Source organism: Foetidibacter luteolus, assembly GCF_009650435.1.
Lineage (GTDB): Bacteria > Bacteroidota > Bacteroidia > Chitinophagales > Chitinophagaceae > Foetidibacter > Foetidibacter luteolus.
Genome location: NZ_VVIP01000057.1, coordinates 35,204 through 60,246 on the forward strand (window position 1 = coordinate 35,204; position 25,043 = coordinate 60,246).

Genomic DNA, 25,043 nt, shown 5'->3' on the forward strand with positions numbered 1-25,043 from the left:
GGTGCTAATCATTTCTTGCCGGTTCAATCAGTTTGGCGATCAATCCCGTCCACCCGGTTTGATGTGCGGCACCCATGCCATGGCCGGTATCAGCATGGAAGTATTCGTAAAAAAGAATATAGTCTTTAAAGTGGGGGTCCTGCTGCATTAGTTCATAGTTGTTAAACACAGCCCGCCTGCCATTTTTATCCTTCAGAAAAATGTTGGTAAGCCGTTTAGAGATAAAGTCCGCCACCTGGCGCAGGGTAAGGTAATTGCCGCTGCCTGTGGGGCATTCTACCTTAAAATCGTTGCCATAGTAGTGGTGAAAGCGTTGCAGGCTTTCCACTATCAAAAAGTTAACCGGCAGCCATACCGGCCCTCGCCAGTTGCTGTTACCGCCAAACAAACCTGTTGTTGATTCGCCTGGGGTATAGTTAACGCTAAAGTGGTTGCCATCAATGTCAATAGCATAAGGGTGTTGCTCATGGTACCTGGATAAAGACCGTACACCATACTCGCTTAGGAACTCGTTTTCGTCCAGCATGCGCCGGAGTATTTTCTTAATGCGGTGGCCGCGCAGCAGGCTGAGCAGGTGCTTTTCGGCAATACCTTTTTCGTACCAGCGGGATACCAGCGACGCAAGCTGCGGCCGATGCTCTAAGAACCAGTTGAGCCTTTGTGCAAACTCAGGCACTTTCTGTAAAAATTCATGCTCAATTACTTCCACTGCAAAAAGCGGTATCAGCCCTACCATACTGCGCACTTTTAATTTAGTGCCTGTTGTTGGCGAGCACTTCAAGACATCGTAAAAAAACTCATCTTCTTCATCCCACAGCCCCGAATTCTTTGAACCCATACTGGCCATGGCATCGGCTATGTATAAAAAGTGCTCAAAGAATTTGGTAGCCATATCCTCGTACACTTTATTATGCCTTGCCAGCTCCAGCGATATCCGCATAAGGTTAAGGGAATACATGGCCATCCAGCTTGTACCATCCGCCTGCTCCATATAACCGCCGGAAGTCAATACGGTGTTCCTGTCGAAAACGCCAATATTATCCAGCCCCAAAAAGCCACCCTGGAAAATGTTGTTGCCCTGCGCATCTTTCCTGTTTACCCACCAGGTAAAGTTCAGGAGCAGTTTATGAAATACCGATTCAAGAAAAGCTATGTCGGATTTTCCGTTGTTGTTCTTCTGGTCAATTTTATATACCCGCCAGGTGGCCCAAGCATGTACAGGCGGGTTAACATCGCTAAACTCCCATTCATAAGCAGGCAGTTGCCCGTTGGGGTGCATATACCATTCTTTGGTAAGCAACTGTAGTTGTTGTTTGGCAAAGCGTGCATCAATAACCGCGAATGGCAGGCAGTGAAAAGCGAGGTCCCACGCCGCGTACCAGGGGTATTCCCATTTATCCGGCATGGAAATAATGTCGGCATTGTTCAGGTGCCGCCAGTCCCGGTTTTTACCCTTCATCCTTTGCGGTGGCGGTGCAGGCTGTTCCGGGTCTCCATCCAGCCATTGCTGCACATCGTAGTAGTAAAACTGCTTGTTCCACAACATGCCCGCAAATGCCTGGCGCTGTACAGATTTCTCATCATCACTTTCTATCTGCTGCTGTATGCCGCCATAAAATTCATCTGCCTCATTTATACGTGCTGCAAACACTTCTTCAAAATCACTAAACGGGTTGCCTGATGCGCCTTTACTTAACCTTAACCTTATGCATTTGCTGCCACCGGCCTGTATGTTAACAGCATAGTTAAACGCCGCTTTTGTGCCATAGGCGTTTTTATTAACGGCATTCCTGTTGCCAAGCACTATGTAATCGTTAATGCCATCCTTGGTAAAAGCTTCTGTATTGGCAACAGCATACAGCTTTTGCAGGTTGGTTTCGTTGTTGCAAAACAATGCTTCGGTATCCTCCTCCGCATACAGGCTATAGTCGCCGGCCCGCTTATGCTGAATTAATATATGCCCATTATTGGCCGATGCAAGTTGCGGTTTATAATCATCGTAGCCCCAGCTCCAGGTATTACGCAGCCAAACGGTAGGTATTACATGCAACGGCGCATCTTCTGGGCCACGGTTATACGCGGTTATTTTAATGAGTATGTCTGCATCACCCGCTTTGGCATATTCTACAAAAACATCAAAATACCTCCCTTCGTTAAAAATGCCGGTGTCTGCCAGCTCAAATTCAGGTTCAAAACGGCTGCGCTTTCTGTTTTCTTCAACCAGCCAACGGTAAGGGTACTCCTGCTGCGGATATTTGTACAGCATCTTCATGTAGCTGTGCGTGGGGGTGGAATCTAAATAGTAATACAATTCCTTCACGTCTTCACCATGGTTGCCTTCAGGGCCTGTAAGACCAAAGTACCGTTCTTTTAAAATAGGGTCTTTACCATTCCACAGGGCAAGTGCAAAGCAAACAAGCTGCTCTTTGTCACTAATGCCCGCAATACCTTCTTCGCCCCAGCGGTATGCCTTGCTGCGAGCCATATCGTGTGTAATGCTGTTCCATGCCTGGCCGTCGGCACTATAATCTTCACGCACTGTACCCCATTGCCTGTCTGTTAAATAAGGCCCCCAGCTTTTCCAGTTATAGTCTTCCAGTCTCAGTTGTTCAGCATTCATGATTCTTTTTTTATGGGCCCGGCAGCAGTAACATCCATTAAACATCGTTGCGTCGCACTCTTGTACGTTCTGTTCGTTATGCAGCTTTTCAGCCCAGGTAGAGAATATCGAACAAGGAACAAGAGAATATCGAACAAGGAACAAGGAATTTTGAATGGAGAAGTAGAATGCCACCCCACTCACCACTCACCACTCACCATTCACCATTCACCATTCACCACTCACCCCCCTCCCCCTCATCCGTTATCTTCAAATCCCGGGTACAAGGTCATGCCTCCGTCAACAAATATGGTAGTGCCGTTAATATAATCTGAGTCATCACTTGCCAGAAAAACGGCCACTTTGCCGATATCTTCCACCTGGCCAATGCGTTTTTGCGGAACCAGCTTCAAAAGCTTTTGCAGGTCTTCCGGTGTATCCCAGGCTTCGTGATTGATGGGTGTGGCAATAGCCCCGGGAGCTATGCTGTTAACCCGTATTTTATGTGGGGCGTATTCCTGTGCAATGGTTTTCATCATCATCATAACACCGCCCTTGCTGGCCGCGTAGTTTACATGCCCCGCCCAGGGTATCACTTCATGTACGCTGCTCATACAGATAATTTTTCCGGCAGCCTTGCTCTTAGTTTCATCCACGCCACGCCTTAAAAACTCTTTAATGGCTTCCCTGGCACACAAAAACTGGCCGGTAAGGTTTATGCCGATTACTTCATTCCATTGATCAATTGTCATATCAACCAGTTTGGCATCCCGCTGAAGGCCGGCATTGTTTACCAGTATGTCAACGGTGCCAAATTGTGCCGTTACATCAGTAAACATTTTAACCACTTCATCTTCCTTGCTTACATCTGCCTGGTAAATAATGGCTTTGCCGCCTTCGGCTACTATTCCATCGGCCACTTTGCTTACTTTTTCCTTCGATCTTGCTGCCGGGTAATTAATTACAACAGTGGCGCCTGCACCTGCAAGCGCACGGGCACAGCCCGCGCCAATGCCACTGCTGGCGCCTGTCACAATTGCTATTTGATCCTGTAATTTTTTCTCCATGTATTGTTTTTAATAGGTTGCTGAAAAATGGCAGGCAGAAAAAAAATAAATATACAAATTACAGCCAAAGCATATCAAGGGCAGGTAAAAACTTAACTGCTTTGTAGTTAACCCTAGAAAGTTTCGCAATGCGTAGGATGTACTGCACTACATGCACAAAGCCCCGCAACACAATCTTGCAGGGCTTTGCTATTTATGATATTTGAATAAATATTACGCGGCTTCTATATCTGCTTGGAAAGCCAAATCGAAATTGCGGTGAAACCGCCCATTTGTATTATTGGTAGAGGCTGTCCATTCTTCACCATCCGGGTAAGGGTCTTTTTCTTTCCAATGATTTTCTCCTATTGCCATCAGGCTGCTGTGGTTGCAATCTACTTTAAAAGCATATTGCTTGGCCGCATCCAGCATAATATCACCCATGTCAAAATTCATCCAGCTACCCTGTTGTTTTTTACTGATGGAAAGATGTTTTTCGGCCAGCTTTTGCTTCCAGGAATGTGTGGATTCTTCAAACTCGTAGAGGCTTACGGAAGCATCCCCTTCTCCCAATACCATTTCCGGGTAAATGCGGATGTTCCTGAGCTTTCCTTTTGTTTTAGTTTTGAATGTTTGGCCTGCGGAGTAAATGGTTCCATTCGGGCAATGGCCAACCCAGTAGTAATGGCCGATATTTTCGTTTCCAATGGTGAAGATCTTTTTCATACAAAAACTTTGTAGGTGTTTAGCAATCTCTTGAACAAACGAAAAAAACAGGCCACAGGTATTCCGTAAATGTTAAAGTTTTAAACATTTTCATGTGCTCTAAAAAAATAGAGAACATTGGTGTTTGCAAGGCGCTTCAACACCAAAGCTAACCTCCTCTCTTTCAGGGTAACTACTTAAGCTTTTCATTATTCTTATGCCTGTCTTTATCACGGATGTTCTTTTTGTCAAAATTTTTTTCCAGTGCGGCTGTAAGGTCAATACCGGTTTGGTTGGCCAGGCAAAGAAGCACCCATAACACATCGGCCATCTCATCTTGCAGGTTTTTGTGTTTATCACTTTCTTTAAAAGACTGCTCGCCATAAGTGCGTACCATCAGGCGGGATAGTTCGCCAACTTCCTCCATCAGTATACCCAGGTTGGTAAGCTCGTTAAAGTAACGTACACCTGTGGTTTTAATCCATTCATCTACCTGCTGCTGCGCTTGCTGTATTGTCATAATCAATCTTTGAAATTTATAAGCTGTAATACTTACTTGAATAAGCGGTTACTGCTGATTATTGAAAACGGATGTGAGTGAGGGATTGCAGCGGATACCCCGCTGAAGGCTCTGTGCGTTGGCTTATGCGGCGGAGTATGAGCGGAAAGCCCGACCCCTTGCGATAGCTTGGGGGCACGCCCTGAATTAAGTACGAGTTACGAAGTATGAAGTACTTTGAATTGGCAACTTAACAATGCAATGCCAGCTTGAACAACCAGAACATCTTCAAGGTTTCGTTTAACAACATCAGCATTTTCTTCAACCGGGGTACTTCGTACTTCGTAACTTGTACTTACTCTTTATTTTTCGTATCCACCACTATCGTTACCGGCCCGTCGTTTAGCAGTTCCACTTTCATATCGGCGCCAAAAATACCGGTGGCAATGGGCTGGCCGTGGTCTGTTGCAAGCTGAATAATCATTTTTTCGTAAAGCGGAATGGCAACATCCGGCTTTGAGGCACGTAGGTATGAAGGCCGGTTACCTTTTTTGGTGGAAGCATGCAGCGTAAACTGGCTTACCAGTAAAATGCTGCCACCTGTTTCCTTTACACTTCTGTTCATTACGCCCTGTTCGTCGTTAAAAATGCGCAGGTTTACAATTTTGGCACTTAGCCAGGCAATGTCCTCGTGTGTATCCGCATCTTCTATGCCCAGCAGTACCAGCAGGCCGCTTTGTATGGCGCCTGTAATTTTTTCATCAACCTTTACGCTGGCCTTGCTAACGCGTTGAATAACCGCTCTCATAACCGTTTATTAATTTTACCGGATGAAGATAGACATAAGCAAAGAAATAGAATTTAAAACAGCACGCAGCGGCGGCAAGGGTGGCCAAAATGTGAACAAGGTAGAAACCATGGTGGAGGGCCGGTGGAATGTAGCAGCATCTGTATTGGTTACGGAACAACAGAAACTGCTGCTGCTGCAAAAACTATCCGCAAGAATTACCGCCGATGGATGGCTGCTGGTAAAGTCTCAGACAGAAAGAACGCAAATGGGCAATAAGGAACAGGTGGTAAAAAAGATGAACCAGCTTGTTGATAAAGCGTTGGAAAAGAAAAAGCCACGTATTGCCACCAAGGCGTCGACAGCATCCAAAGAACGACGGATAGAAAACAAAAAACTAAAAGCCGTAACCAAACAAAACCGACGGCAGGTAAGACCGGGCGAATATTAGCCGGCCTTACAAACAAACAGCCCCATAGTTTAGTAACTACGGGGCGCTGTTCTTGTTTCCCCTGTACAAATTATTTGTTAGCCAGCGCTGGCTTTAGCTTTTGCAACTGTGTTTGCAGGCCTGCAATCTGGCTGGTTTTGTCCGCTATTGTTCTTTCAAGCTTTTCTTTTTCCATCTCCAGGTCTCTCAGCCTTTCGCTGGCGCGGTTTAATTCTTTGGTAAGCCCTTCAATGTTTTTGCCAATGCGGTGCTGCTCAAAATAATTACCACGCAGGTATTCGGCAAACTTCTTTAAATCGCCCCAGGCCTGGGATTGAGGGCCGAGAAAATTATTATATCCATTTCCTGCCACCATGTGCAGGGTGGTAACATCCGGTCCTTTCTGTTTGCGGGTATCCAGCTTAAAATAATAATCCAACGCCTGTCCATTCATGCTATCTGCCACGGCTCTTTTAAATGTAATGAAGGGCAGCTTTTTACGGATAATAAACCCCTTGCCTTTCTCCCTTTCAACATGTAATGTTTTAAAATAATTTTCCAGTGCCTGTTCAATATCATCCTCGGGAATATCCAGCTCCATATACAATGCGGAACGGTTGAGGCTGTCCACTACAATTCCTGATTCGGTAACCTGGCTAAATGAAGTTTTAGAGAAGAGCAGTATGGCTGCATACGCAATCAGTTTTTTCATTGGTTTTCATTTTGAGTACAGAATAAAATTTGTTTTCAGGTAAGAAAGGTAACTAAAATTTATAATCCGAAAATCATGCCAAACCGTTTGTATTAGCTGTATGCGGTGCATGGCAGTTACCTTACTTTTGCTAAAAAATTTTACTTGAGCAGTATAAAGAAACTGGCAGGACAAACACTGTGGTATGGCTTAAGCACAATAGCATCAAGGTTTATCAACCTGCTGCTTACACCTTATCTTACTTACAATGCCCTGGTATCAACCGCTGACTACGGCAAAATGGGCGCCGTGTATGCGGCCATACCCATTGTAAACGTAATCTTTACTTATGGCATGGAAACGGCCTATTTCCGGTTTATACACCGTAAAGACAACCGGGACGATGTTAACGCTACCACTGCTATTTCACTCATCATAAGCACCCTTCTTTTCTCTGTTATACTTTGGCTTAACCAGCAATGGCTGGCTAAAATGACAAGCCTGGAGGAACTGCCTTTGCTGATACAGCTCAGCATCATCATTATTGCACTGGATGCATTAACCACTATACCTTTTGCCAAGCTTAGAAACGAAGGGCGGCCCAAACAGTTCGCGTTTATAAAAGTGAGCAGCATAGTAGTAAATGTGGCAGCCACCGTTTTCTTTTTAAGTTATTGCCCGGCCCGTATAAAAGAAAATCCTAACACATGGCTTATATTGATTTACAAGCCTGATGTAAACCCCATTACCTATGTATTGCTGGGCAACGTTATCCAGAACATTTATACCCTGTTGTTGCTGAGTAAAAAACTTTTCCCCGCTAAATGGAAGTTTGATATTGCACTCTGGAAAGAAATGATGGTATATGCCCTGCCCATACTGGTAGCGGGTTTAGGCGGCATGATTAACGAAACATTCGACAGGCTGATGCTGGGATGGTGGCTGCCGGGTTCTGCCCAAAACGCCGATGAACAACGCGGCATATACAACGCCTGCTACAAGCTTTCAATTCTTATAACACTTTTTATACAGGCTTTCAGGATGGGCGCCGAACCCTTCTTTTTCAAACAGGCGGAAGGCGATAACCCCCAGCGTACCTACGCTAGGGTGATGAAGTTTTTTGTGATAACGCTTGCCGTTATGTTCCTGGTGGTAAGCCTGTATATCCCGTTATGGAAATATATCATCGGCGAAAAATACTGGGTTGGTTTACCTATAGTACCCATATTGCTTCTCGCCAATGTATGCCTGGGCATTTACATAAACCTGGGCGTATGGTATAAGGTAAGCGGTTATACAATGGCAGGCGCCTGGATAACACTAATTGGCGCGGCCATCACCATCACCATCAACTGGCTGTTCATTCCGCGGTTTGGTTATATGGCCTGCGCATGGGCTACGCTTACCTGTTACGCCAGCATGATGGTTATCAGCTTTACGTGGGGACAAAAAAAATATTACATCCCCTACGCCTGGAAGAAGCTGCTGGCATACATCGTTATTGCCATTCTCATTTTCTGTATTCACCAGGTTGTAACAAGTTTTATTGACAATACAATAGCCGGCTTTGTTATTGCCGCCCTGTTTATATTGGCATTTCTGTACCTGCTGGTAAGGGTTGAACGTAAAGAGTTTCAGCGCCTGCCTGTAATAGGAAGGTTCATACATTAACTGGCAGCATTTACATTTTGCATTCTACATTATTATGGCAAGTGGTGAGTGGTAAATGGCGAGAGGGGCAATGCCGTTAGCTTAAGAACCCAATGTCAGGTTGAGCTTGTCGAAACCGGGTTATGCAAGCTGCTTTTTCACCAATCCGCCTTCGACAGGCTCAGGCTGACATCTTAACTAAACCACATTGAATGGTGAATCGTGAATTTTTTACATCGTACATCCCACATCCAATATCTTACATATTAAGTACTTCGTACTTCTAACTTCGTACTTGGGGTGCCCCCAAGCTACGCAAGGGGTCGGGCTTTCCGCTATTACTCCGCCACAGGGCCTGGCTGCGAAGGCTTCAGCGGGGTAACCGCTTCAATCCCTCACCCGAAGGTGCAGCACGCTCATTTGTTTGCAGGCAGGCCTCCTTTTAAATGCCTTTACGAAGAACTAAGTACCTGTATGCGGTACACATCTTCCATAGCATAGCATGCCATCAACAACTTGCTGCACCTAAGGCTATCTTTGCACCCATGAGAATAGACATCATCACTGTTTTACCTGAGTTACTGGAAAGCCCGCTGAACCATAGTATTATGAAACGTGCACAAGACAAAGGCTTGCTGGAAGTGCATACACATCACTTGCGTGACTGGGCTGTAAATAAATATGGCCAGGTGGACGACTATCAATATGGCGGTGGCGCGGGAATGGTAATGATGTGCGAGCCGCTGGCTAACGCCATTGAAGCCCTGGGAAAGCAAAGAAAATATGATGAAATCATATATATGGCGCCCGATGGCAAAACATTTAACCAGCAAACAGCAAATATCCTGTCGCTAAAAGACAACCTGATGATTATCTGTGGCCATTACAAAGGCATTGATGAACGGATAAGGGAACACTTTATAACGATGGAAATTTCCGTAGGAGATTATGTACTCAGTGGCGGAGAAATGGCTGCTGCAATTGTTGTAGATGCTGTAGGCCGGTTATTACCAGGGGTTTTGAATGATGAAACTTCGGCACTTTTCGACTCTTTCCAGGATAACCTGCTGGCGCCGCCGGTATATACCAGGCCCGCAGAATTCAGGGGATGGAAGGTTCCAGAAATATTGCTGGGGGGCGATCCAAAAAAAGTTGACCAGTGGAGACATGACCAGTCCGTTAAAAAAACACAGGAAAAACGCCCTGACTTATTAAAAGGCAATGAGTTAGCATAAAATTTGCATAGAATATTTAACACCACACATATCGCCGGAATATCCAAAAATGTCATTTTGTGTCCGATTCGGATATTCGAAAGTCTTTTATCGGCATAGTAATGTTTATCCGACAATTATTTTTGTTCTGTCAAATAACAATATCCTAAAGAGAATTTCCCGTTTTAAAATCCAATGCGAAAATCCAATATCGCGGGAATCCAATATCCAAACAGATCCAATATTCCTGGAAAAGAACCTGATTTTCTGAACAACAAGAAGCAATGTTTAGGAAATTAAATTGTGAACTTTAAGCAATAGGAAACCATTAGAAGGTCCCGCGTCTGCGGGACCTTCTGCATTTTAAACCATCCCTGTTTTCCCTGATTATGTTTATTGCATCGTTTTACAAATTTGTCTTTTACAAAAGAGTTTCCGGATAATAATTTATCTATAGTTTTAACAACAGATGTTTTGAAGTATGTGTTATACTCCGGGGCATCTGAATTAACCAATCTATTTAATGCTGAACAATTCATTTAGTACAAAAGCTAACCTGGCCGATGTATGGACAGAGCAGGTTTACCCTGCTGAGATTACAGTAGAAAACGGCACTATAACCGCTATACAAACAATTACGGATGAGGGCGTTACCGGTTATATATTACCGGGGTTTACCGATAGCCATGTACATATTGAGAGCAGTATGCTGGTACCAGCGGAATTTGCCAAACTGGCCGTTGTTCACGGAACAGTAGCCACTGTAAGCGACCCACATGAAATTGCCAACGTATGCGGCATGCAAGGCGTTGAATTTATGATAGCCAATGGCCAACAGGTGCCCTTTAAATTCAACTTTGGGGCGCCAAGCTGTGTGCCTGCCACCAGCTTTGAAACCGCCGGTGCAACGCTTGACAGTAACGATGTAAAGAAACTGCTTGAAAAAGACGAAATAAAGTACCTGAGTGAGATGATGAATTTTCCCGGTGTACTGTTTGAAGATGAAGAGGTGATGAAGAAAATAGCGGCGGCGCACCGGCTAAACAAACCCGTAGATGGCCATGCACCAGGATTGAGGGGTGACGATGCCCGCAAGTACATAGCTGCCGGCATTTCTACTGACCATGAGTGTTTTACCAAAGAAGAGGCGCTGGATAAATTAGGCTATGGCATGAAAATAATTATAAGAGAAGGCAGTGCCGCTAAAAATTTTGAAGCGCTGGTTGGGCTGCTAGACGATTATCCGGATAAACTGATGTTTTGCAGTGATGACAAGCACCCGGACAGTCTTGCCGATGGCCATATTAACCAGCTTTGCCAAAGAGCTATAGCCAAAGGTATTGATGTGTTTAAAGTGCTTAAAGCAGCTTGCATAAACCCTGTTCTGCATTACAAACTGGATGTTGGCCTGCTGCGCATTGGCGACCCTGCCGACTTTATTATTACCGAAGACCTTGTTTCCTTTAAAGTACTCAAAACTTATATTAATGGCGAGCTGGTGGCAGAAAACGGCAAATCACTCATTAGTACAACCACCGCTGCCGCTGTTAACAATTTTAACTGCAGCGAAATAAATGAAAGCGACCTGAAGATTACAGAAAACCAATACCCATCCGTTAACGGCCTTATTCCTGTAATAGAAGCCCTGGATGGGCAGCTTATCACTAACCGCTTGCTGTTAAAAGGCAACCTTGTTAATGGCGAGTGGATAAGCGATACCGGCACGGATATACTCAAAATGGTTGTGATCAACCGTTATAACCAGGCGCCGGTGGCAAAATGTTTTATCAGGAATTTTGGGTTTACAAAGGGTGCTATTGCGTCTTCCGTAGCGCATGACAGCCATAACATTATTGCAGTTGGAGCAGATGATGAAAGCATTGTTGCCGCGGTAAACCTCGTAATTAAAGAAAAGGGTGGCGTAAGTTGTGTTGCCGGCAGCAGGAACCTAGTATTGCCCTTGCCGGTAGCAGGTTTAATGAGCATTGAAGATGGTTACCAGGTAGCTGCCCTTTATACAGCCATTGACGCAATGGCCAAAAGCCTGGGCGCAAACCTGGCGGCTCCGTTTATGACTTTGAGCTTTATGGGCTTGCTGGTTATTCCGCATCTGAAGCTGAGCGACAAGGGGCTGTTTGACGGAGACAAATTCTCATTCGTGAGCGGCGTGTAAAAGCTGAGGAAAGATATGTGGCTGAATGGCTGCCGGATGGAAGTGGAAACCCCGCTGAGGGCTTGTGCGTCTGGTCTTGCGGCGGAGTTGCAACGAACAGCCGGAACCGCTGCCAATAAAAGCGCCAAAGCAGAAAGCCCCTGCCCTTTTTTTAAAACATAACGCAAAAAATCCTGCATGTTATGAGCCTGTTGCAAAAACCTGAAATACGCGTAACCTTAATATTCCTGCTCACCAGCAGTTGCTGGATTATATTTTCTGACATGCTGCTGGCCAGCATCAGCAAAACCGTTGGCCTTGATGAGCAAACGGGTCAAACCATCAAAGGCCTGCTTTATATATTGGTCATCTCACTAATTATCTACTTCGGCGTAAAAAAAGCATCACAAAAACTTCAAAACAGTTTTGAGGAATACAAGGCGTTATTTGACAGCCACCCGGCGCCTATGTGGATTTTTGATACGGACCTGAAATTTGTGCGGGTTAATAATGCGGCAGTATTGAAATATGGCTACACAGCCGATGAATTTTTGAACATGCACATTAAAGACATAAGGCCGAAAGAAGAAATTGAAAAACTGTACCGCCACATTGAGAATGTGGAGCCCGGCTATACAGAATCAGGCATATGGACACATAAAAAAAAGAACGGCGAAATTATTAAAGCCAGCGTAGCTACCCACGATGTTACCTACAACAACAAGAAATGTTTGCTGGTAATGGCGGCGGACATAACCGACGTGGTACAGGCCCGCGAACAATTGCAGGCCAGCGAACGAAGCCTTTCTGTAATAATAAACAACACCAAAGATTTGATATGGTCTTTTGATACCAACATGAAACTGACAGCTTTTAATGAACCTTTTGCAAAAGCTGTTAAAGAAAATATTGGAATAAAGGCTACGAAAGGGCAGGATATATGCGCCGATTATGAGAGTGCCGATACCACCCGCGAGTGGATACCTTATTACAAAAAAGCGCTGGGAGGCGAGTCATTCAGCACCATGCATACTGGCATTGCCCCCAACGGCCAGGCATATTATATGGAAGCAACTTTTAATGCCATAACCAACGAGGAAGGAGAGGTTACCGGGGTTGTATGTTTTTCGAGGGATGTTACCGACAAGCAAACGCAGGAAGAGAAAATAAAACAGCAAAACACAGCACTGAAAGAAATAGCCTTTACCAATTCTCATATTGTAAGGCGCCCGTTAAGCAACCTGCTGGGCTTAACCGATATGCTTAGCGAGGACAGCGTTACAGATACGCTGCACAGGCAGGTAATTGAAAACATAAAAATTTCAGCGCTGGAGCTGGATGAAGTTATCAGGGAGATAGCCCGTAAAGCCTACGCTTTTAAAGAACAAAACGGTTAGCCTTTACTCCGCTACCGCAGCGGCGCTCATAATACTTAATGCCACACTATCAGTACCACGCGGTGTGCCGTAGCGGGCCTTAAACTTCATGCTGCCGCCGGGTGCAATGGTTTCGGTGTAAACATCCTCATGGTTGGTTACAAGCTTGCCGTCTTTATTGTAAAAAAGCATTTTAACGCGTATATCACGGTAAGAAACAATAGTCGCTTTGTTGTGTATGGTGCCCTTAACAACAGTTTGGCCAAGCCAGTTTCTTTTATCGTTACCACCCACTTCCAAAAAAGTCACAGGACTTTTTCTTTCTTTATCTGCCAGGCTTTCTTTTGCGGTCTGGTAATTATTCTCATCAAACCCCTTGTCGCTGCTTTCGCCGCAGGAAACAAGCATTAAAACCGTTACAATAAGCGCAATAAACTGCTTCATTAGTTTAGAATTGTTTATGAAAAGCTATGCATACGAAGTAAATAAAAATACATATACGATGGCCGGCAATAGGCATAAGAAGAACTTAAAAATAGCAATACAGGGTTTAACTACCGTCAACATAATTTCCCGGGTTATTATTTATTGTATTGTTGCATTCGCTGAACGCCAAAATTTTCTTTGGATACCGGCTGCAGTATTTCATGGTGGTCTTCGTTGCGTCGCAATCCGTTCATCGTTTGGTTCATTGGGCGGCTTTTCAGACCCGGATAGATAGCCCGCCCCCAACCACCAACCAATATTAACGTTACTGTTCTAAAAAAATTGCTGAAAACAACGGCCATGGCAGCCAACTGCAACATGCAAGCTTTATCTTCATGGCCCTATTTATTAACGCTAACATATTGCCAAATATGAACCAACAAACTTTTGAAGCCGTAGATAAATACATTGCCGATTTGTTTTTACCACCTGATGACAGCCTGGATGCCGCGGAACAATCGCTGGAAAAAGCCGGTATGCCTGCTATAAGTGTATCGCCCAACCAGGGTAAATTTCTGCACCTGCTGGCTTTAACCTGCAACGCTAACAAAATACTGGAGCTTGGTACACTCGCGGGCTACAGCACCATCTGGATGGCAAGGGCCCTAAAAGAAGGCGGGAAACTGATAAGCCTGGAAGTAGACGAAAAACATGCCGCCGTAGCCCGTGAAAACCTGCAAAGGGCAGGTGTTGGTAACAAGGCAGAAGTACGGGTTGGGAAGGCGATTGAAATTTTGCCCCAACTGGTGCAAAACAATGAAGGCCCTTTTGACATGATTTTTATTGACGCTGATAAACCACCTTATACAGAATACTTTGAATGGGCATTGAAACTTTCCCGGCCCGGCACACTTATAATAGCCGACAATGTAATCCGCGATGGTAAAGTGCTGAATGAAGACAGCGACGATGAAATGGTAAAAGGCGTTCAACGGTTTAACAAAGCACTGGCGGCAAGCACAGCCGTTACCGCCAGCATTATACAAACTGTGGGCGTAAAGGAATACGATGGTATGGCGCTGGCAATTGTAAAATAACTGTCGTTTGATGCAACATAATAGAATGCCGGGCATTTCCCGGCATTTATTTATTGTATAGCTTTCAAAAAGCCCTGTTTATAGTTTCTGCCAATAGGTATTTCTATTTTTTCCAGCCTAACAATATCACCACTGTAGCCTGAAATTTTGTCTTTGGCTATGATGAAAGATTTATGCACCCGTATAAACCTGCTCTCCGGCAGTTTTTCCTCCATGTAACCAATACGCTGGTAAGTAACCACGGCTTTTTCTTTGGTAAAAATCTTAATATAGTCTTTGATGCTTTCGATGTAAAAAATGTCTTTCAAAAAAATCTTCACTAATTCTTTATTCACCTTAAAGTACATATAGGCTTTACTGAAAGCTGTTTCAGCCTCATCGCCTGCGGATGTAATTTTTTCCTGCAAAAAATACTGGTTATACCGGGCGATGGACTTAAGGAACCTGTCGAAAGAAACCGGTTTTACCAGGTAATCCAGCACATCCAGTTCAAAGCCTTCCACCGCATAATCGCGGTATGCCGTAGTTATAATGATCTTGGGTTTTACCTGCAGGGCACGTATCAGTTCCATGCCATTCATCCTCGGCATATTGATATCAAGGAAAACCAATTGAGGATTGCTGGTTTGCAGGTAGTTAAAAGTTTCCAAAGCATTGCTGAATACAGCTTTAAGCTCTAATGTATCCACCCGTTCTATATAGCTTACCAGCAATTCCCTGGCAGGGGGTTCATCCTCCGCTACGATGCATTGAATTTTCATGCCTCAATATTTTTTATGCGCAATACGGTAAGGTAAGTCTGCTCATCATGGATGCATTTGTATTCATGATTGCCATTGTACAAAAGGTGCAGTCTTTGTTTTACATTCTCTATGCCGATGCCATTGCCGGTAGTGTTATGTTTATGGCCATTTACTTGAGATTTATTGTGCTGGCTATTCTCAATTTTTACCGTAAGCCAATCGTCTTTTATGGAAAGGTCCATACGTATCCAGCTACTTTCAAGGCAATCAGAAACGCCATGCTTAAAACTGTTTTCAACGAGTGGCAGCAAAAGCAGTGGGGCAATGCAAAAGTTTGTTAATTCGTCATATACATTAATAGAAACATCCAGCTTGTTGCTATAGCGTATTTTCTCAAGCTCTATATAGTTGTAAATGTATTGGAGCTCTTTACTTGCGGGTATAAGAGCTTGCTTGCTGTCGTACAGCATATAGCTTAGCAAAGCCGAAAGCCGGTAAATAAGGTCTGGCGTTTGCGGGTTGCTCTTGATAGCCATTGAGTAAATGTTATTAAGGGTATTGAAGATAAAATGCGGCTGCACCTGGGATTGCAGCAACTGCAACTGCGCTTCTACATTGTCCTTTTGCAAAGCCTGGGATACCCGCTGTTCCTCGTACCAGGCCTGCTTAAAATAAAACATGCTGTACAACGCTACTATAAGGTAGATGTTTACCGCTTCAATAACCACTTTTGGAAAAAACAGGAAGGGCATGGTGCGGGCATACTCAGGATTATAAACAGGATAAACATAAAAATAATTATACGCCCGCCTGGTAACACCAAAAAATATGATGCTTAGTATTAGCACTAACCAAAACTGCCACACTTTATCTTTACGCAACAACCTCTTGATAAGCACTTCCGTTGTAAACAGCGTGGCGGTAAATGTAATAGGCACTATTATCAGTGCATTGAAAAAATAACGCTCATACTCACTCATCCAGTAAGCATTCGTAAGCCATTCATAAAGAAAATAGGCCAGCCAGAATATAACCGGCAGCAGCATCCTTCTGTATCCTGTTCTCATATCTAATTCAAGAGATACTAAATCTACACGATTAGCAGCAGATAATTATACGGCAATTCGACAAACGACCACATTATAAGACAAACGGCTATCCCGTTGTTTACAGCCATATTACCGGCAAAAAATCCTGTTGGTCTAAAATGAAAAAACCTGCCGTGGTTATTTATTCTTTTTGTACTGAGCAAACACCACATCCACCACTAAAAATTAAACTGTATGAAGCCTCTTCTAATCAACCTGCTGCTGATAATATTTATCCTTATGCAGCACAACGGGCGGGCTAACGTTATGGCCAGCACTTTTCGCACAGATTTCAATACCGATAACAAAGATGCCATGGCCAGGCGGGAAGTGCCCCTTAAAACCATGCGTGATTTTTTGAAACGTTATGATACGAATGAAAAAGAAAGCTGGACAAAAATAAGCGATGGCTATGTGGCCAGGTTTACCAGTAACGACATACCCCACTCCACCTACTATGACAAAAACGGCGAGTACATTTGTACTGTAAAAAACTATGACGAGAAAAAAATGCCGAAGGATGTACGCGTACCCATACGGGTGAGCTACTACGACTACCGTATCGTTCACGTTACAGAAGTTGCCTACAATACCAAAACAGCCTACCTGGTACAAATAAAAAATGACGAAGGCCTATATAAGATTATACGCTCTGTTAATGGAGAGATAGATGTGTATAAAGAATATGAAAGCATGCCCGGCACAGCAACCGGGGAGCAGAGATAAGGCATGCTTTTACTTTACCCCCAATATTTCTATAAGTAAATCCAGTTCCCCGAAACTGTTAAAGGCATGGAGCACTATACGTAACCGCTCCATGCCTTTTGGCACTGTGGGGTATAGTATGGGCCGCACATCCAGGTTGGCCGACTGCAACCTGTTTGCAAGCTGCTTTACCTCATCGTTACCAGGTACCATTACTACCTGTATGGGTGTAAAGGAGGTAAACTTATCAAAAGCTATGTGTGCGTGCTGAAACTTTTCCACCAACTGCCGCAGGTGCAAACGTTGCGCATGCAGACCTGGAAATATTGCATACGCTTTGGCTATATGCGCCACACTTACAGGCGGCAAAGAAGTTGAATATACCAGGCTGCGGGAAAAATTGATAAGATACTCTCTCAGCTTGCAAGAACCAAGCACTACGGCGCCGTGGCAACCTACAGCTTTACCAAAAGTATGTATGCGGCAAAACACCTGCTGCTGCAGGTGTAGCTGCTGAACAAGCCCCTCCCCCCTTTCGCCCACCACACCGGTTGCATGGGCTTCATCAATAATAAGGTGCGCATGGTATTGCCTGCACAGTTTAACTATCTCTATAAGCGGGCATACATCCCCATCCATGCTGAAAACAGATTCTGTTACAACAAATACATTTCCGGCTGCCTGTTTTAATTGCGTTTCCAACTCAGCCAGGTTGTTATGTGCAAAAGAAAAAGAACGGGCGAAAGAAAGCCTTATGCCATCGCGGATGGAAGCGTGTGCAAGTGCATCATACAGCACAGTATCGCCACGCTGGGGAACACAGGAAAGAACACCCACATTAGCATCATAGCCGGAATTATAAATAAGCGCCGCATCAGCCTTATGAAAACCAGCGATAAGCTGTTCCGTTTCTTCGAGCAAAGGGTAATTACCGGCCAGCAGCCTGGAACCCGTACTGCCACCGGGCAGTTGCAATTCTTCCCCGGTAAGGGCAACCAGTTTGTTTTTTACTATACCCAAATAATCGTTGCTGCAAAAATCAACTTTGCCTTCCGGCAGGCGCAGCCTGCGGAGGGCATTTTGCTGCCGGCGTTCATTAAGTTTGGTATCCAGGAAATTATCGCTGTACATGCCCCAAAACTAAAGGATATGGGGCATTCAATTCCGTTTCCCTACTATTGAAGCCTTATCAATAAGCGGGAATAACATCCGTTGCATAACACGGTTTCGACAGGCTCAACCTGATATTGATTTTATTTATGCCCAACATTGATAAAGAATTGAAGTTTTTACTATCGGAACAGCCATCTACGCTTAGATAAAAGCCGCCATGAAAAACAAACCGTACAAGTGAGTGACACAACAGGCGATGCCACAGGGCTATATCGCTGGTAACCAAAAAATAAGACCCGTACAACCCCTGGTTGTACGGGCCATGAATTTTATACTGCCTGCTTTATGCAGAGTTTCTTCCTGCATTGATGATGCCGAAAGAACAACGCATAATAAGCTTTTCGTATGTTGATTTTACCTTGGCGGAAACAAGCTGCTCATCCAGCTCACGCAACCTGGTTAAGGCAAACTGCTGCACTGTTAACAGCGGCAGTACAATTCTTTCACGCATCTGGATGGAAAGTTGCTCCACCGGGTAATCAGACATCAGCTCACGCTTGCCGGAGAGCTTAAGAACATATTTTTGGGTAAGCTCATACTCCTCGTACATCATGTTCCATATTTCGCCGTATTTGGGGTGCGCTGCCAGAAACTGTGTTAGCGGGAAGAAACTTTTCTTCATGGCCATCTCACAATTATCTATCAGCGTTTTAAAGAACAGCGATTGCTTGTACAAAGTTTTCAGCTCTTTCCAGTGGCCTTTTTCTTCCATTTTTTTCAGGGCCGTGCCCACACCGTAATAACCGGTAACGTTTTGCTTTAGCTGGCTCCAGGCGCCTACATAAGGTATGGCCCTTAAATCGTTGAGCGTAAGCTTGGCGCCACCGCCGCGTTTGGCAGGCCGGCTGCCGATGTTGGTTTCCGCATAAAACCGCAAAGGACTTGCCACTGCGAGATACTCGATAAAGTAGGGATGGTTCTTTAACGTTGAATAAGACAGGAAGCTTTCTTCTGACAGTTCGTTCAGCAAAGTATCCTCCGCTTCTGTAAGCGTTCTTTTTTGCTCCACCAATATATCGTTGCTTATGCCGGCGTTAACCAGTTGCTCTATGTTAAACTGTGCCGACTCGATAGTGCCGAAGTTAGAGCTAACCGTTTGGCCCTGTATGGTAAGCTGTATTTCTTTACTGGAAATATTGCTGCCCATAGAAGCGTAGAACTTATGCGTTTTACCACCGCCACGTGCAGGGGGGCCGCCGCGGCCATCAAAGAACACCACATCTATATCGTACTTTTTTGAAATAGCAGAAAGCTCTTCCTTAGCCTTGTAAATACACCAGTTGGCCATCAGGTAGCCGCCGTCTTTGGTGCCGTCTGAAAAGCCCAGCATAATGGTTTGTGTATCGCCACGTTGCTTTAAATGCTTGCGGTAAATTTTGTTCTCATACAATGCCTGCATTACTTCAGCGGCAAACTTTAAGTCTTCAATGGTTTCAAACAGGGGAACAATGTCTATGGTTAAGTGTTGTTTATCCCAGCCACTCATCAAAAACAGGCCATACACTTCCAGTACATTTAACGCACTGGTGCTGTGGCTTATAATATAACGGTGGCAGCCTTCTTCTCCATTTTGTTTTTGTATGGCTTTAATGGCTTCAATAGTTTTAACGGTGTCTATGGCAATATCGCTGTCCAGTTCATCTACAGGTAAACGGCCTTTTACCTGTAGCAAGGCATTGATTTTTTCTTCGTCGGAAAGTTGCTTGTAATTTTTGGGCAGCGCATTGGTTTTGTCGGCTATTTCCAGCAATACTTTTTCGTGTATGGAGCTGTCCTGCCGCACATCCAGCGATGCGAAGTACAAGCCGAATATCTCTACTTTGCTTATAAAGCTGTCAATCAGGTGCAGGAACAAAGAGTTGTGTACTTCTATCAACGTTTTGCGCACATCGTACAACGTGTTCAGCATATCCTCCTTGTTAATGCTTGCTTTTTTAGAAGGCACATACAAAATGGCATACAGCGTGTCTTCCATTTCCTGCAACACATTTTCAACGCCTTTAAAGGTAAGCCTGCGCTTAAGGTTGCGCACATCAAAGTAATAGCACTTAAGAATGCTGCTGCGCAATGCTTCCGCCACTTTAAGCGTAGTATCGTATTTTACAAACGGGTTTCCGTCCCTGTCGCCGCCGGGCCAAAAGCCCATTTGTATAACCGGGTTGGCAGGTGTGGCCACTTCTTCAAACTGTGTTTTAATAAACGACAATATGCGGCCCGATGCCTGGTAAAAAACATTTTCCAGGTACCATATCAAACTAACCGCCTCATCGTAAGGCGTGGGTTTTTGTTTCTTTAAAAAAGGCGTTTTACCCAACTGCTGCAGGTACATATTTACCATGGCGGTATTGCCGCTTTCCAATGCTTCAGAAAGATCGTTGATGATACCCAGCACCTCGCCCGGGTAAAACTGCGTGGGGTGCGCTGTAAGCACCAGCCGTACGGAGAAGTCCTTCAGCTTTTCCGTAAGCGCCTCTTCTTTTTGCGTTTGCTGCACCACGCTCTGCAATTGCTTAAGCGTGCCGGCGCCGTTCATGTCGTTAACCGTGGTAAACGCGGCATCCTCCAAGGCATCAAACAACACAACCTGCCGTTCGGCATACTGCACAAAACGAAAGAGAAGGTCAAGCTGTTCCTGCTCCCTTGTGTAGCTGGTATATTGTTTAAGAAAAGATTCTATTAGTTCTTTGGGGCTCTCCTTTTTGCGAAACCCCTCTTCGCAGTGGATTAAAAACAGAGACAGCAGTACACCTGTTTTCTCAATACGGTGAAAAGGCAAAGCGGTAAAAAGGCTGTTATACAATTGAAACTTGATGCCAACAAGGTTCTTAAATTGCTGCAGCGCATTGGTGGTTGATATGTCCATAATGATATACGTTTGTACATGTGGCAGGCAACCTTTTTAGTACGGGTTGAAGATAAGATAAATGTTCAATTGTTAAAAGAGTTTTCAGGCAGGAGGCGCCTGACTGTAAACTAACAAGTGTTACGTTACATACATTTACATCGTACATCCCACACCGTACATCTTACATAAAAAAGATACTTCGTACTTCAAACTTCGTACTTGTTTCAGGGGGTGTCCCCAAGCTATCGCAAGGGGCCGGGCTTTCCGCTGCTACTCCGCCACAAGCCCCAGGCTGCGAAGGCCTCAGCGGGGTATCCGCTGCAATCCCTCACCCAGGGTGTAACACGCTGCGTTATTTGCAGGCAGGCTGATTTGTGGGCTGCCGTAAAACACATGGCAATGTTCCACCCCCTACATTCAACCCGAACCACTACACTATACAGGCTGGCTCATTTACCCATGTAAACAAATCTGTAACCCTTACCAACGGCATACAAACGGATGGCGCCGGCCATGTATGGATCATCAGTAACAGCAACGCCAATGAATGTAGGCTAAGCATGCAAAACAGACAACAGAAAACAGTTTGCATTAATGGAATATTATAACAGAAGAAACAAAAAATAAAGGTACCCCTGCCTGTAATGTTTATTATCAAAAATCAATCTTGCAACGTTCGCAATGTTTTGAAGGGTTACACCAAATATCTGGTGAACATCCCCCCATGTAGTATTCATTCCTATCTTTTCCTTTTACAACCCAATTACCATTTACATCAACAGAAGGAAGCCCCCAAAGAATTGGCTTAACCTTGTCTTTCTTATTACAATTTGGGCAACAATCCATATGCTTTGTTTTCTCATAAGGGCAGGTTACCATCAGATAAAAAACGGTATGATAATTTTTCCCGGCAAGAACATTAATATTACTGTCAATTTCATTACGCCCCAGTCCGTCTGCAATATGCACCGGCAAATATGTTGTGCCGGATTTCATTTTGTAAAAGGCTGAGACAGCATATTGGCGTGGATACAGGTTTTGAAACATAAAACTTCCGGTTGTATCTGTTAATACCGACGCAACCACTTCGAAACCGGCGGCTCCCCTTACAAGCAAATCAACTTTGGTAATTGCGAGAGGCTTATGGGTTGCCTTATCCAAAACCGACCCGGATATGGAAGATGACTGGCAAAGGCACTTGGCTGGCATAACATAGAAGAACGCTGCCAATACTAAATAAAGGAAAGCTGTTCGGAAATAAACCGGGTAAAATTTTGCAGGTATCGGAAAATCATGAGTTAGTTATTCTTGTAAAATAACGCAGGGAAACAACTAAATCTTGTGAAAGAAGATAAATTAAAGGGACTGGCAAAAAAGTGCAGGGAACACGCAATGCTCCGGCCGGAAATTTCTATCCAAAAAAACACCGTTACACCCGGAATATTTATCCCCACCAGCGATAGCAATAGCTGTAAAAAGGAAAATTTGCCTGGCATTTCCGAAAGTCAAAATGCTACCTTCAAAACCTCTCCACCCGACACTGGTTTACCCAAAGGAGCAAGACAACTTCTTCTGTTATTGTTGGGCGTTTTTCATTGAAATATTTTGAATAACTTCCGATTCTTATAGTTTAAAAAAAGACAGAGAATTTCCAGCGCATGAAAGAGGCAAGCCATAAAAAGGCTCCCAATAATAAACGCAAGTTCCTGGTTGCAGGACTATCCGTAACCAGCATTTCCTATCTTCTGTTCCACATAATACACTTTGTACACAGTGCAGAACAATTAACCGGATCAGAGAATGAAATTAAATTCGATGATATACAGTCGGTTATTATTTTGACAGATTCTGTAACAGGAAAAAAGGATACAGTAAGTTTACTTGACTACCTCGAGAAGAAAAAAAGTATAAAAGACACTGCTGCAAAAAAAGAAAATACTCATTCTCTATAGAATTCTTAGCACAAAAAAACGAAGCCCCAATTGTTACAACAATGTTACCTATGTAAACAAATTTCCTCCATCACCTCCATTGTCTCCTCTATCGAAAATTGGCTGCCAGTTCCTCAACTATCAACAAAGAATCTAAAACAACCCGCACCGCCTACCCTGCGGGAAAAGCTGCATAGCGAATCCAGCCGCACACGAGTGCGACGCAAGTAAAGCCCCATAATAATTCCTGCTGCCGGGCCCATAAAAAGCTTTCACTATGCAAACGCCAAACTCCCCTTTAGGGGATGGGGTATCATCAACCGCTGCGCGGCTGTGATAATTTAACTTTCTTAACTTTCTGCTTAACCACAGATAGCCTTAATTTTATGCCTGTCTATGAAGAATATTTACTCCATCGCATTATTGGCAGCGGCGTTTGTCACAGGATGCCAGGATACGCCTGGTACGCAGAATGATATAGAACAGGAAAAGGTAGCAGCCGCGGTATCGTGTACATCCAACGGGCTTACCGTACAGGATAGTACGCTATACATGCAGCAGGGCGGCCAGGAATTTTTACCTACCAAAACAAATAATCCCGCCGGCAGCCCGGCACAACAGCAAATGGTGTATATACCGGGCGGCGAGTTTAGCATGGGTGGTGTAAACCCGGTAGGCATGCAGGATGGCGGCAAAGAAGCCATGAATGATGCCAGGCCTGTACACCGCGTATATATAGACGGCTTTTACATGGATGCTACGGAAGTTACCAATGCGCAGTTTGCGGAATTTGTAAAAGCAACGGGCTATATAACCATCGCGGAGCATAAACCCACCCAGGAAGAATTTCCTGGTGTCCCTGAAGATAAACTGGTGGCAGGTTCTGTTGTGTTTTCTCCACCGGCACACGATGTACAGCTAAACAATTACATGCAGTGGTGGGCTTATGTACCCGGTGCTAACTGGCAGCACCCTATGGGGCCTAACAGCAGCCTGGAGGGCAAAGAAAATTATCCTGTAGTGCACATAGCATGGGAAGATGCCGCGGCCTACGCCAAATGGGCCGGTAAGCGCCTGCCTACAGAAGCGGAATGGGAGTTTGCAGCCCGGGCAGGCAGAAGCGGCGAGCTATATACCTGGGGCAACCAGCTACGGCCCGATGGGCGGTGGATGGCAAACATATTTGAAGGTAAATTTCCAAACAACGATATAGGCTCTGACGGTTTTAAAGGCATTGCGCCGGTAAAACAGTTTGCAGCCAATGCTTACGGCATTTATGATATTGCCGGTAACGTATGGGAATGGTGTGCTGACTGGTACCGCCCGGATTATTACCAGTCCCTGGCCAAACAGGGCACAGCAAAAAACCCGAAAGGCCCCAACGACTCTTACGATCCTGAAGAGCCAAAAGCGAAAAAGAAAGTGCAGCGCGGCGGCTCGTTTCTTTGTACTGATGAATATTGCACCCGTTACATGGTTGGCACCCGCGGCAAGGGCGAATGGCGCAGCGGCAGCAACCACATAGGTTTTCGTTGCGTAAAAGATGTAAAAGCCGTTATTACCGCAGGCAGGTAACCTATTGATTCTTCTTACTCTTTAACAGGTAGCAGGTGTTAGCGCGGGCAAGTTTTTATAGTGCGCAGACTATGTAAGCATGCAGTTACAGTATGGATTAAATAACGGGCATTTTAAGATTACTGCCTTTGCCGGCTTACATACTATACTAAGCAACCTTTAGTGCAGTGTTTTTTTATGAGCCAGACGTTCGGAACTACTATTAATCCCAGTTGCGTCGCACTCTTCAGGGCTTTGTCCGCTCTTCGGCATAATGCGGTCAGCCTAAATGAAGCAAGCCTGTGCAATAAGCAAAAGGCAGGAAAAATCCC

21 protein-coding genes and 1 pseudogene are annotated in these 25,043 nt (G+C 44.6%); 10 read left to right on the forward strand and 12 right to left on the reverse strand.

Annotated elements, in window-relative coordinates; translation table 11 throughout:
* Window positions 1-4: 4 nt before the first annotated feature.
* From F0364_RS17780 to dtd, 5 genes are all read right to left on the reverse strand, one after another.
* Window positions 5-2,620, reverse strand: coding sequence for an MGH1-like glycoside hydrolase domain-containing protein (locus F0364_RS17780; RefSeq protein WP_153799152.1), 2,616 nt, complete (start codon window positions 2,618-2,620; stop codon window positions 5-7).
* Window positions 2,621-2,856: 236 nt separating this feature from the next.
* On the reverse strand, window positions 2,857-3,666 hold the full coding sequence (locus tag F0364_RS17785) for an SDR family oxidoreductase (protein ID WP_153799153.1): 810 nt from the start codon (window positions 3,664-3,666) through the stop codon (window positions 2,857-2,859).
* 213 nt (window positions 3,667-3,879) lie between these two features.
* On the reverse strand, window positions 3,880-4,371 hold the full coding sequence (locus F0364_RS17790; RefSeq protein ID WP_153799154.1) for a hypothetical protein: 492 nt from the start codon (window positions 4,369-4,371) through the stop codon (window positions 3,880-3,882).
* A gap of 172 nt (window positions 4,372-4,543) precedes the next feature.
* Window positions 4,544-4,870 (reverse strand): nucleotide pyrophosphohydrolase, encoded by a 327-nt coding sequence (locus F0364_RS17795; RefSeq protein ID WP_153799155.1) that lies wholly within the window; start codon window positions 4,868-4,870, stop codon window positions 4,544-4,546.
* Between the two features lie 334 nt (window positions 4,871-5,204).
* Window positions 5,205-5,657: a D-aminoacyl-tRNA deacylase gene (dtd, locus tag F0364_RS17800; RefSeq protein ID WP_153799156.1), complete on the reverse strand. Its 453-nt coding sequence runs from the start codon at window positions 5,655-5,657 to the stop codon at window positions 5,205-5,207.
* Window positions 5,658-5,700: 43 nt separating this feature from the next.
* Here dtd and arfB point away from each other — a divergent pair.
* Window positions 5,701-6,087 (forward strand): annotated as a pseudogene (gene arfB, locus F0364_RS17805) (alternative ribosome rescue aminoacyl-tRNA hydrolase ArfB); the annotation flags it as partial.
* A 70-nt stretch (window positions 6,088-6,157) separates the two neighbouring features.
* Here arfB and F0364_RS17810 read toward each other — a convergent pair.
* Complete coding sequence (locus F0364_RS17810) at window positions 6,158-6,778, reverse strand: hypothetical protein (protein WP_153799158.1); 621 nt, start codon at window positions 6,776-6,778, stop codon at window positions 6,158-6,160.
* A 144-nt stretch (window positions 6,779-6,922) separates the two neighbouring features.
* On the opposite strand from F0364_RS17810, the gene F0364_RS17815 reads away from it, so the two are divergent.
* The 4 genes from F0364_RS17815 (at window position 6,923) to F0364_RS17830 (ending at window position 13,170) form a co-directional block, all read left to right on the forward strand.
* Entirely contained in the window at window positions 6,923-8,428 is a 1,506-nt protein-coding gene (locus F0364_RS17815; RefSeq protein WP_235921138.1) for a lipopolysaccharide biosynthesis protein, read from the forward strand.
* Window positions 8,429-8,952: 524 nt separating this feature from the next.
* Complete coding sequence (trmD, locus tag F0364_RS17820; protein ID WP_153799159.1) at window positions 8,953-9,642, forward strand: tRNA (guanosine(37)-N1)-methyltransferase TrmD; 690 nt, start codon at window positions 8,953-8,955, stop codon at window positions 9,640-9,642.
* 502 nt (window positions 9,643-10,144) lie between these two features.
* Window positions 10,145-11,794 carry an adenine deaminase gene (gene ade, locus F0364_RS17825; protein ID WP_153799160.1) on the forward strand — a complete coding sequence of 550 codons (1,650 nt, stop codon included), beginning with the start codon at window positions 10,145-10,147 and terminating at the stop codon, window positions 11,792-11,794.
* A gap of 182 nt (window positions 11,795-11,976) precedes the next feature.
* The gene (locus tag F0364_RS17830) at window positions 11,977-13,170 is read left to right on the forward strand and encodes a PAS domain-containing protein (protein WP_153799161.1); all 1,194 of its coding nucleotides are present in this window, start codon (window positions 11,977-11,979) and stop codon (window positions 13,168-13,170) included.
* A 3-nt stretch (window positions 13,171-13,173) separates the two neighbouring features.
* Here F0364_RS17830 and F0364_RS17835 read toward each other — a convergent pair whose 3' ends face one another.
* Window positions 13,174-13,593, reverse strand: a complete 420-nt coding sequence (locus F0364_RS17835) for an FxLYD domain-containing protein (protein WP_153799162.1) — start codon at window positions 13,591-13,593, stop codon at window positions 13,174-13,176.
* Between the two features lie 413 nt (window positions 13,594-14,006).
* Between F0364_RS17835 and F0364_RS17840 the strand changes: the two genes are divergently transcribed.
* Window positions 14,007-14,672: an O-methyltransferase gene (locus F0364_RS17840; RefSeq protein ID WP_153799163.1), complete on the forward strand. Its 666-nt coding sequence runs from the start codon at window positions 14,007-14,009 to the stop codon at window positions 14,670-14,672.
* A gap of 50 nt (window positions 14,673-14,722) precedes the next feature.
* Here the strand turns inward: F0364_RS17840 and F0364_RS17845 are convergent, their stop codons facing one another.
* Window positions 14,723-15,433, reverse strand: a complete 711-nt coding sequence (locus tag F0364_RS17845) for a LytR/AlgR family response regulator transcription factor (RefSeq protein ID WP_153799164.1) — start codon at window positions 15,431-15,433, stop codon at window positions 14,723-14,725.
* Entirely contained in the window at window positions 15,430-16,482 is a 1,053-nt protein-coding gene (locus F0364_RS17850) for a sensor histidine kinase (protein WP_153799165.1), read from the reverse strand. The genes F0364_RS17845 and F0364_RS17850 overlap by 4 nt, the downstream gene beginning before the upstream one ends.
* Window positions 16,483-16,698: 216 nt before the next feature.
* Between F0364_RS17850 and F0364_RS17855 the strand changes: the two genes are divergently transcribed.
* Window positions 16,699-17,229: a hypothetical protein gene (locus F0364_RS17855; RefSeq protein ID WP_153799166.1), complete on the forward strand. Its 531-nt coding sequence runs from the start codon at window positions 16,699-16,701 to the stop codon at window positions 17,227-17,229.
* Between the two features lie 9 nt (window positions 17,230-17,238).
* On the opposite strand, the gene F0364_RS17860 is transcribed toward F0364_RS17855, so the two are convergent.
* The 3 genes from F0364_RS17860 to F0364_RS17870 form a co-directional block, all read right to left on the reverse strand.
* Window positions 17,239-18,339 (reverse strand): aminotransferase class I/II-fold pyridoxal phosphate-dependent enzyme, encoded by a 1,101-nt coding sequence (locus tag F0364_RS17860; protein WP_153799167.1) that lies wholly within the window; start codon window positions 18,337-18,339, stop codon window positions 17,239-17,241.
* A gap of 325 nt (window positions 18,340-18,664) precedes the next feature.
* On the reverse strand, window positions 18,665-21,244 hold the full coding sequence (locus F0364_RS17865; protein WP_153799168.1) for a phosphoenolpyruvate carboxylase: 2,580 nt from the start codon (window positions 21,242-21,244) through the stop codon (window positions 18,665-18,667).
* 636 nt (window positions 21,245-21,880) lie between these two features.
* Window positions 21,881-22,387, reverse strand: coding sequence for a hypothetical protein (locus F0364_RS17870; protein ID WP_153799169.1), 507 nt, complete (start codon window positions 22,385-22,387; stop codon window positions 21,881-21,883).
* A gap of 180 nt (window positions 22,388-22,567) precedes the next feature.
* Between F0364_RS17870 and F0364_RS17875 the strand changes: the two genes are divergently transcribed.
* From F0364_RS17875 to F0364_RS17885, 3 genes are all read left to right on the forward strand, one after another.
* Entirely contained in the window at window positions 22,568-22,825 is a 258-nt protein-coding gene (locus tag F0364_RS17875) for a hypothetical protein (RefSeq protein ID WP_153799170.1), read from the forward strand.
* A gap of 59 nt (window positions 22,826-22,884) precedes the next feature.
* Window positions 22,885-23,178 carry a hypothetical protein gene (locus F0364_RS17880; RefSeq protein WP_153799171.1) on the forward strand — a complete coding sequence of 98 codons (294 nt, stop codon included), beginning with the start codon at window positions 22,885-22,887 and terminating at the stop codon, window positions 23,176-23,178.
* A gap of 375 nt (window positions 23,179-23,553) precedes the next feature.
* Window positions 23,554-24,732, forward strand: a complete 1,179-nt coding sequence (locus F0364_RS17885; protein ID WP_235921139.1) for a formylglycine-generating enzyme family protein — start codon at window positions 23,554-23,556, stop codon at window positions 24,730-24,732.
* Window positions 24,733-25,043 lie beyond the last annotated feature (311 nt).

Bases quoted from the DNA above. Each gene is read 5' to 3' on its own strand.
- F0364_RS17780 (WP_153799152.1), bottom strand. From the start codon at position 2,620: ATGAATGCTGAACAACTGAGACTGGAAGACTATAACTGGAAAAGCTGG.
- F0364_RS17785 (WP_153799153.1), bottom strand. From the start codon at position 3,666: ATGGAGAAAAAATTACAGGATCAAATAGCAATTGTGACAGGCGCCAGC.
- F0364_RS17790 (WP_153799154.1), bottom strand. From the start codon at position 4,371: ATGAAAAAGATCTTCACCATTGGAAACGAAAATATCGGCCATTACTAC.
- F0364_RS17795 (WP_153799155.1), bottom strand. From the start codon at position 4,870: ATGACAATACAGCAAGCGCAGCAGCAGGTAGATGAATGGATTAAAACC.
- dtd (WP_153799156.1), bottom strand. From the start codon at position 5,657: ATGAGAGCGGTTATTCAACGCGTTAGCAAGGCCAGCGTAAAGGTTGAT.
- F0364_RS17810 (WP_153799158.1), bottom strand. From the start codon at position 6,778: ATGAAAAAACTGATTGCGTATGCAGCCATACTGCTCTTCTCTAAAACT.
- trmD (WP_153799159.1), top strand. From the start codon at position 8,953: ATGAGAATAGACATCATCACTGTTTTACCTGAGTTACTGGAAAGCCCG.
- ade (WP_153799160.1), top strand. From the start codon at position 10,145: ATGCTGAACAATTCATTTAGTACAAAAGCTAACCTGGCCGATGTATGG.
- F0364_RS17830 (WP_153799161.1), top strand. From the start codon at position 11,977: ATGAGCCTGTTGCAAAAACCTGAAATACGCGTAACCTTAATATTCCTG.
- F0364_RS17835 (WP_153799162.1), bottom strand. From the start codon at position 13,593: ATGAAGCAGTTTATTGCGCTTATTGTAACGGTTTTAATGCTTGTTTCC.
- F0364_RS17840 (WP_153799163.1), top strand. From the start codon at position 14,007: ATGAACCAACAAACTTTTGAAGCCGTAGATAAATACATTGCCGATTTG.
- F0364_RS17845 (WP_153799164.1), bottom strand. From the start codon at position 15,433: ATGAAAATTCAATGCATCGTAGCGGAGGATGAACCCCCTGCCAGGGAA.
- F0364_RS17850 (WP_153799165.1), bottom strand. From the start codon at position 16,482: ATGAGAACAGGATACAGAAGGATGCTGCTGCCGGTTATATTCTGGCTG.
- F0364_RS17855 (WP_153799166.1), top strand. From the start codon at position 16,699: ATGAAGCCTCTTCTAATCAACCTGCTGCTGATAATATTTATCCTTATG.
- F0364_RS17860 (WP_153799167.1), bottom strand. From the start codon at position 18,339: ATGTACAGCGATAATTTCCTGGATACCAAACTTAATGAACGCCGGCAG.
- F0364_RS17865 (WP_153799168.1), bottom strand. From the start codon at position 21,244: ATGGACATATCAACCACCAATGCGCTGCAGCAATTTAAGAACCTTGTT.
- F0364_RS17880 (WP_153799171.1), top strand. From the start codon at position 22,885: ATGAAAGAGGCAAGCCATAAAAAGGCTCCCAATAATAAACGCAAGTTC.
- F0364_RS17885 (WP_235921139.1), top strand. From the start codon at position 23,554: ATGAAGAATATTTACTCCATCGCATTATTGGCAGCGGCGTTTGTCACA.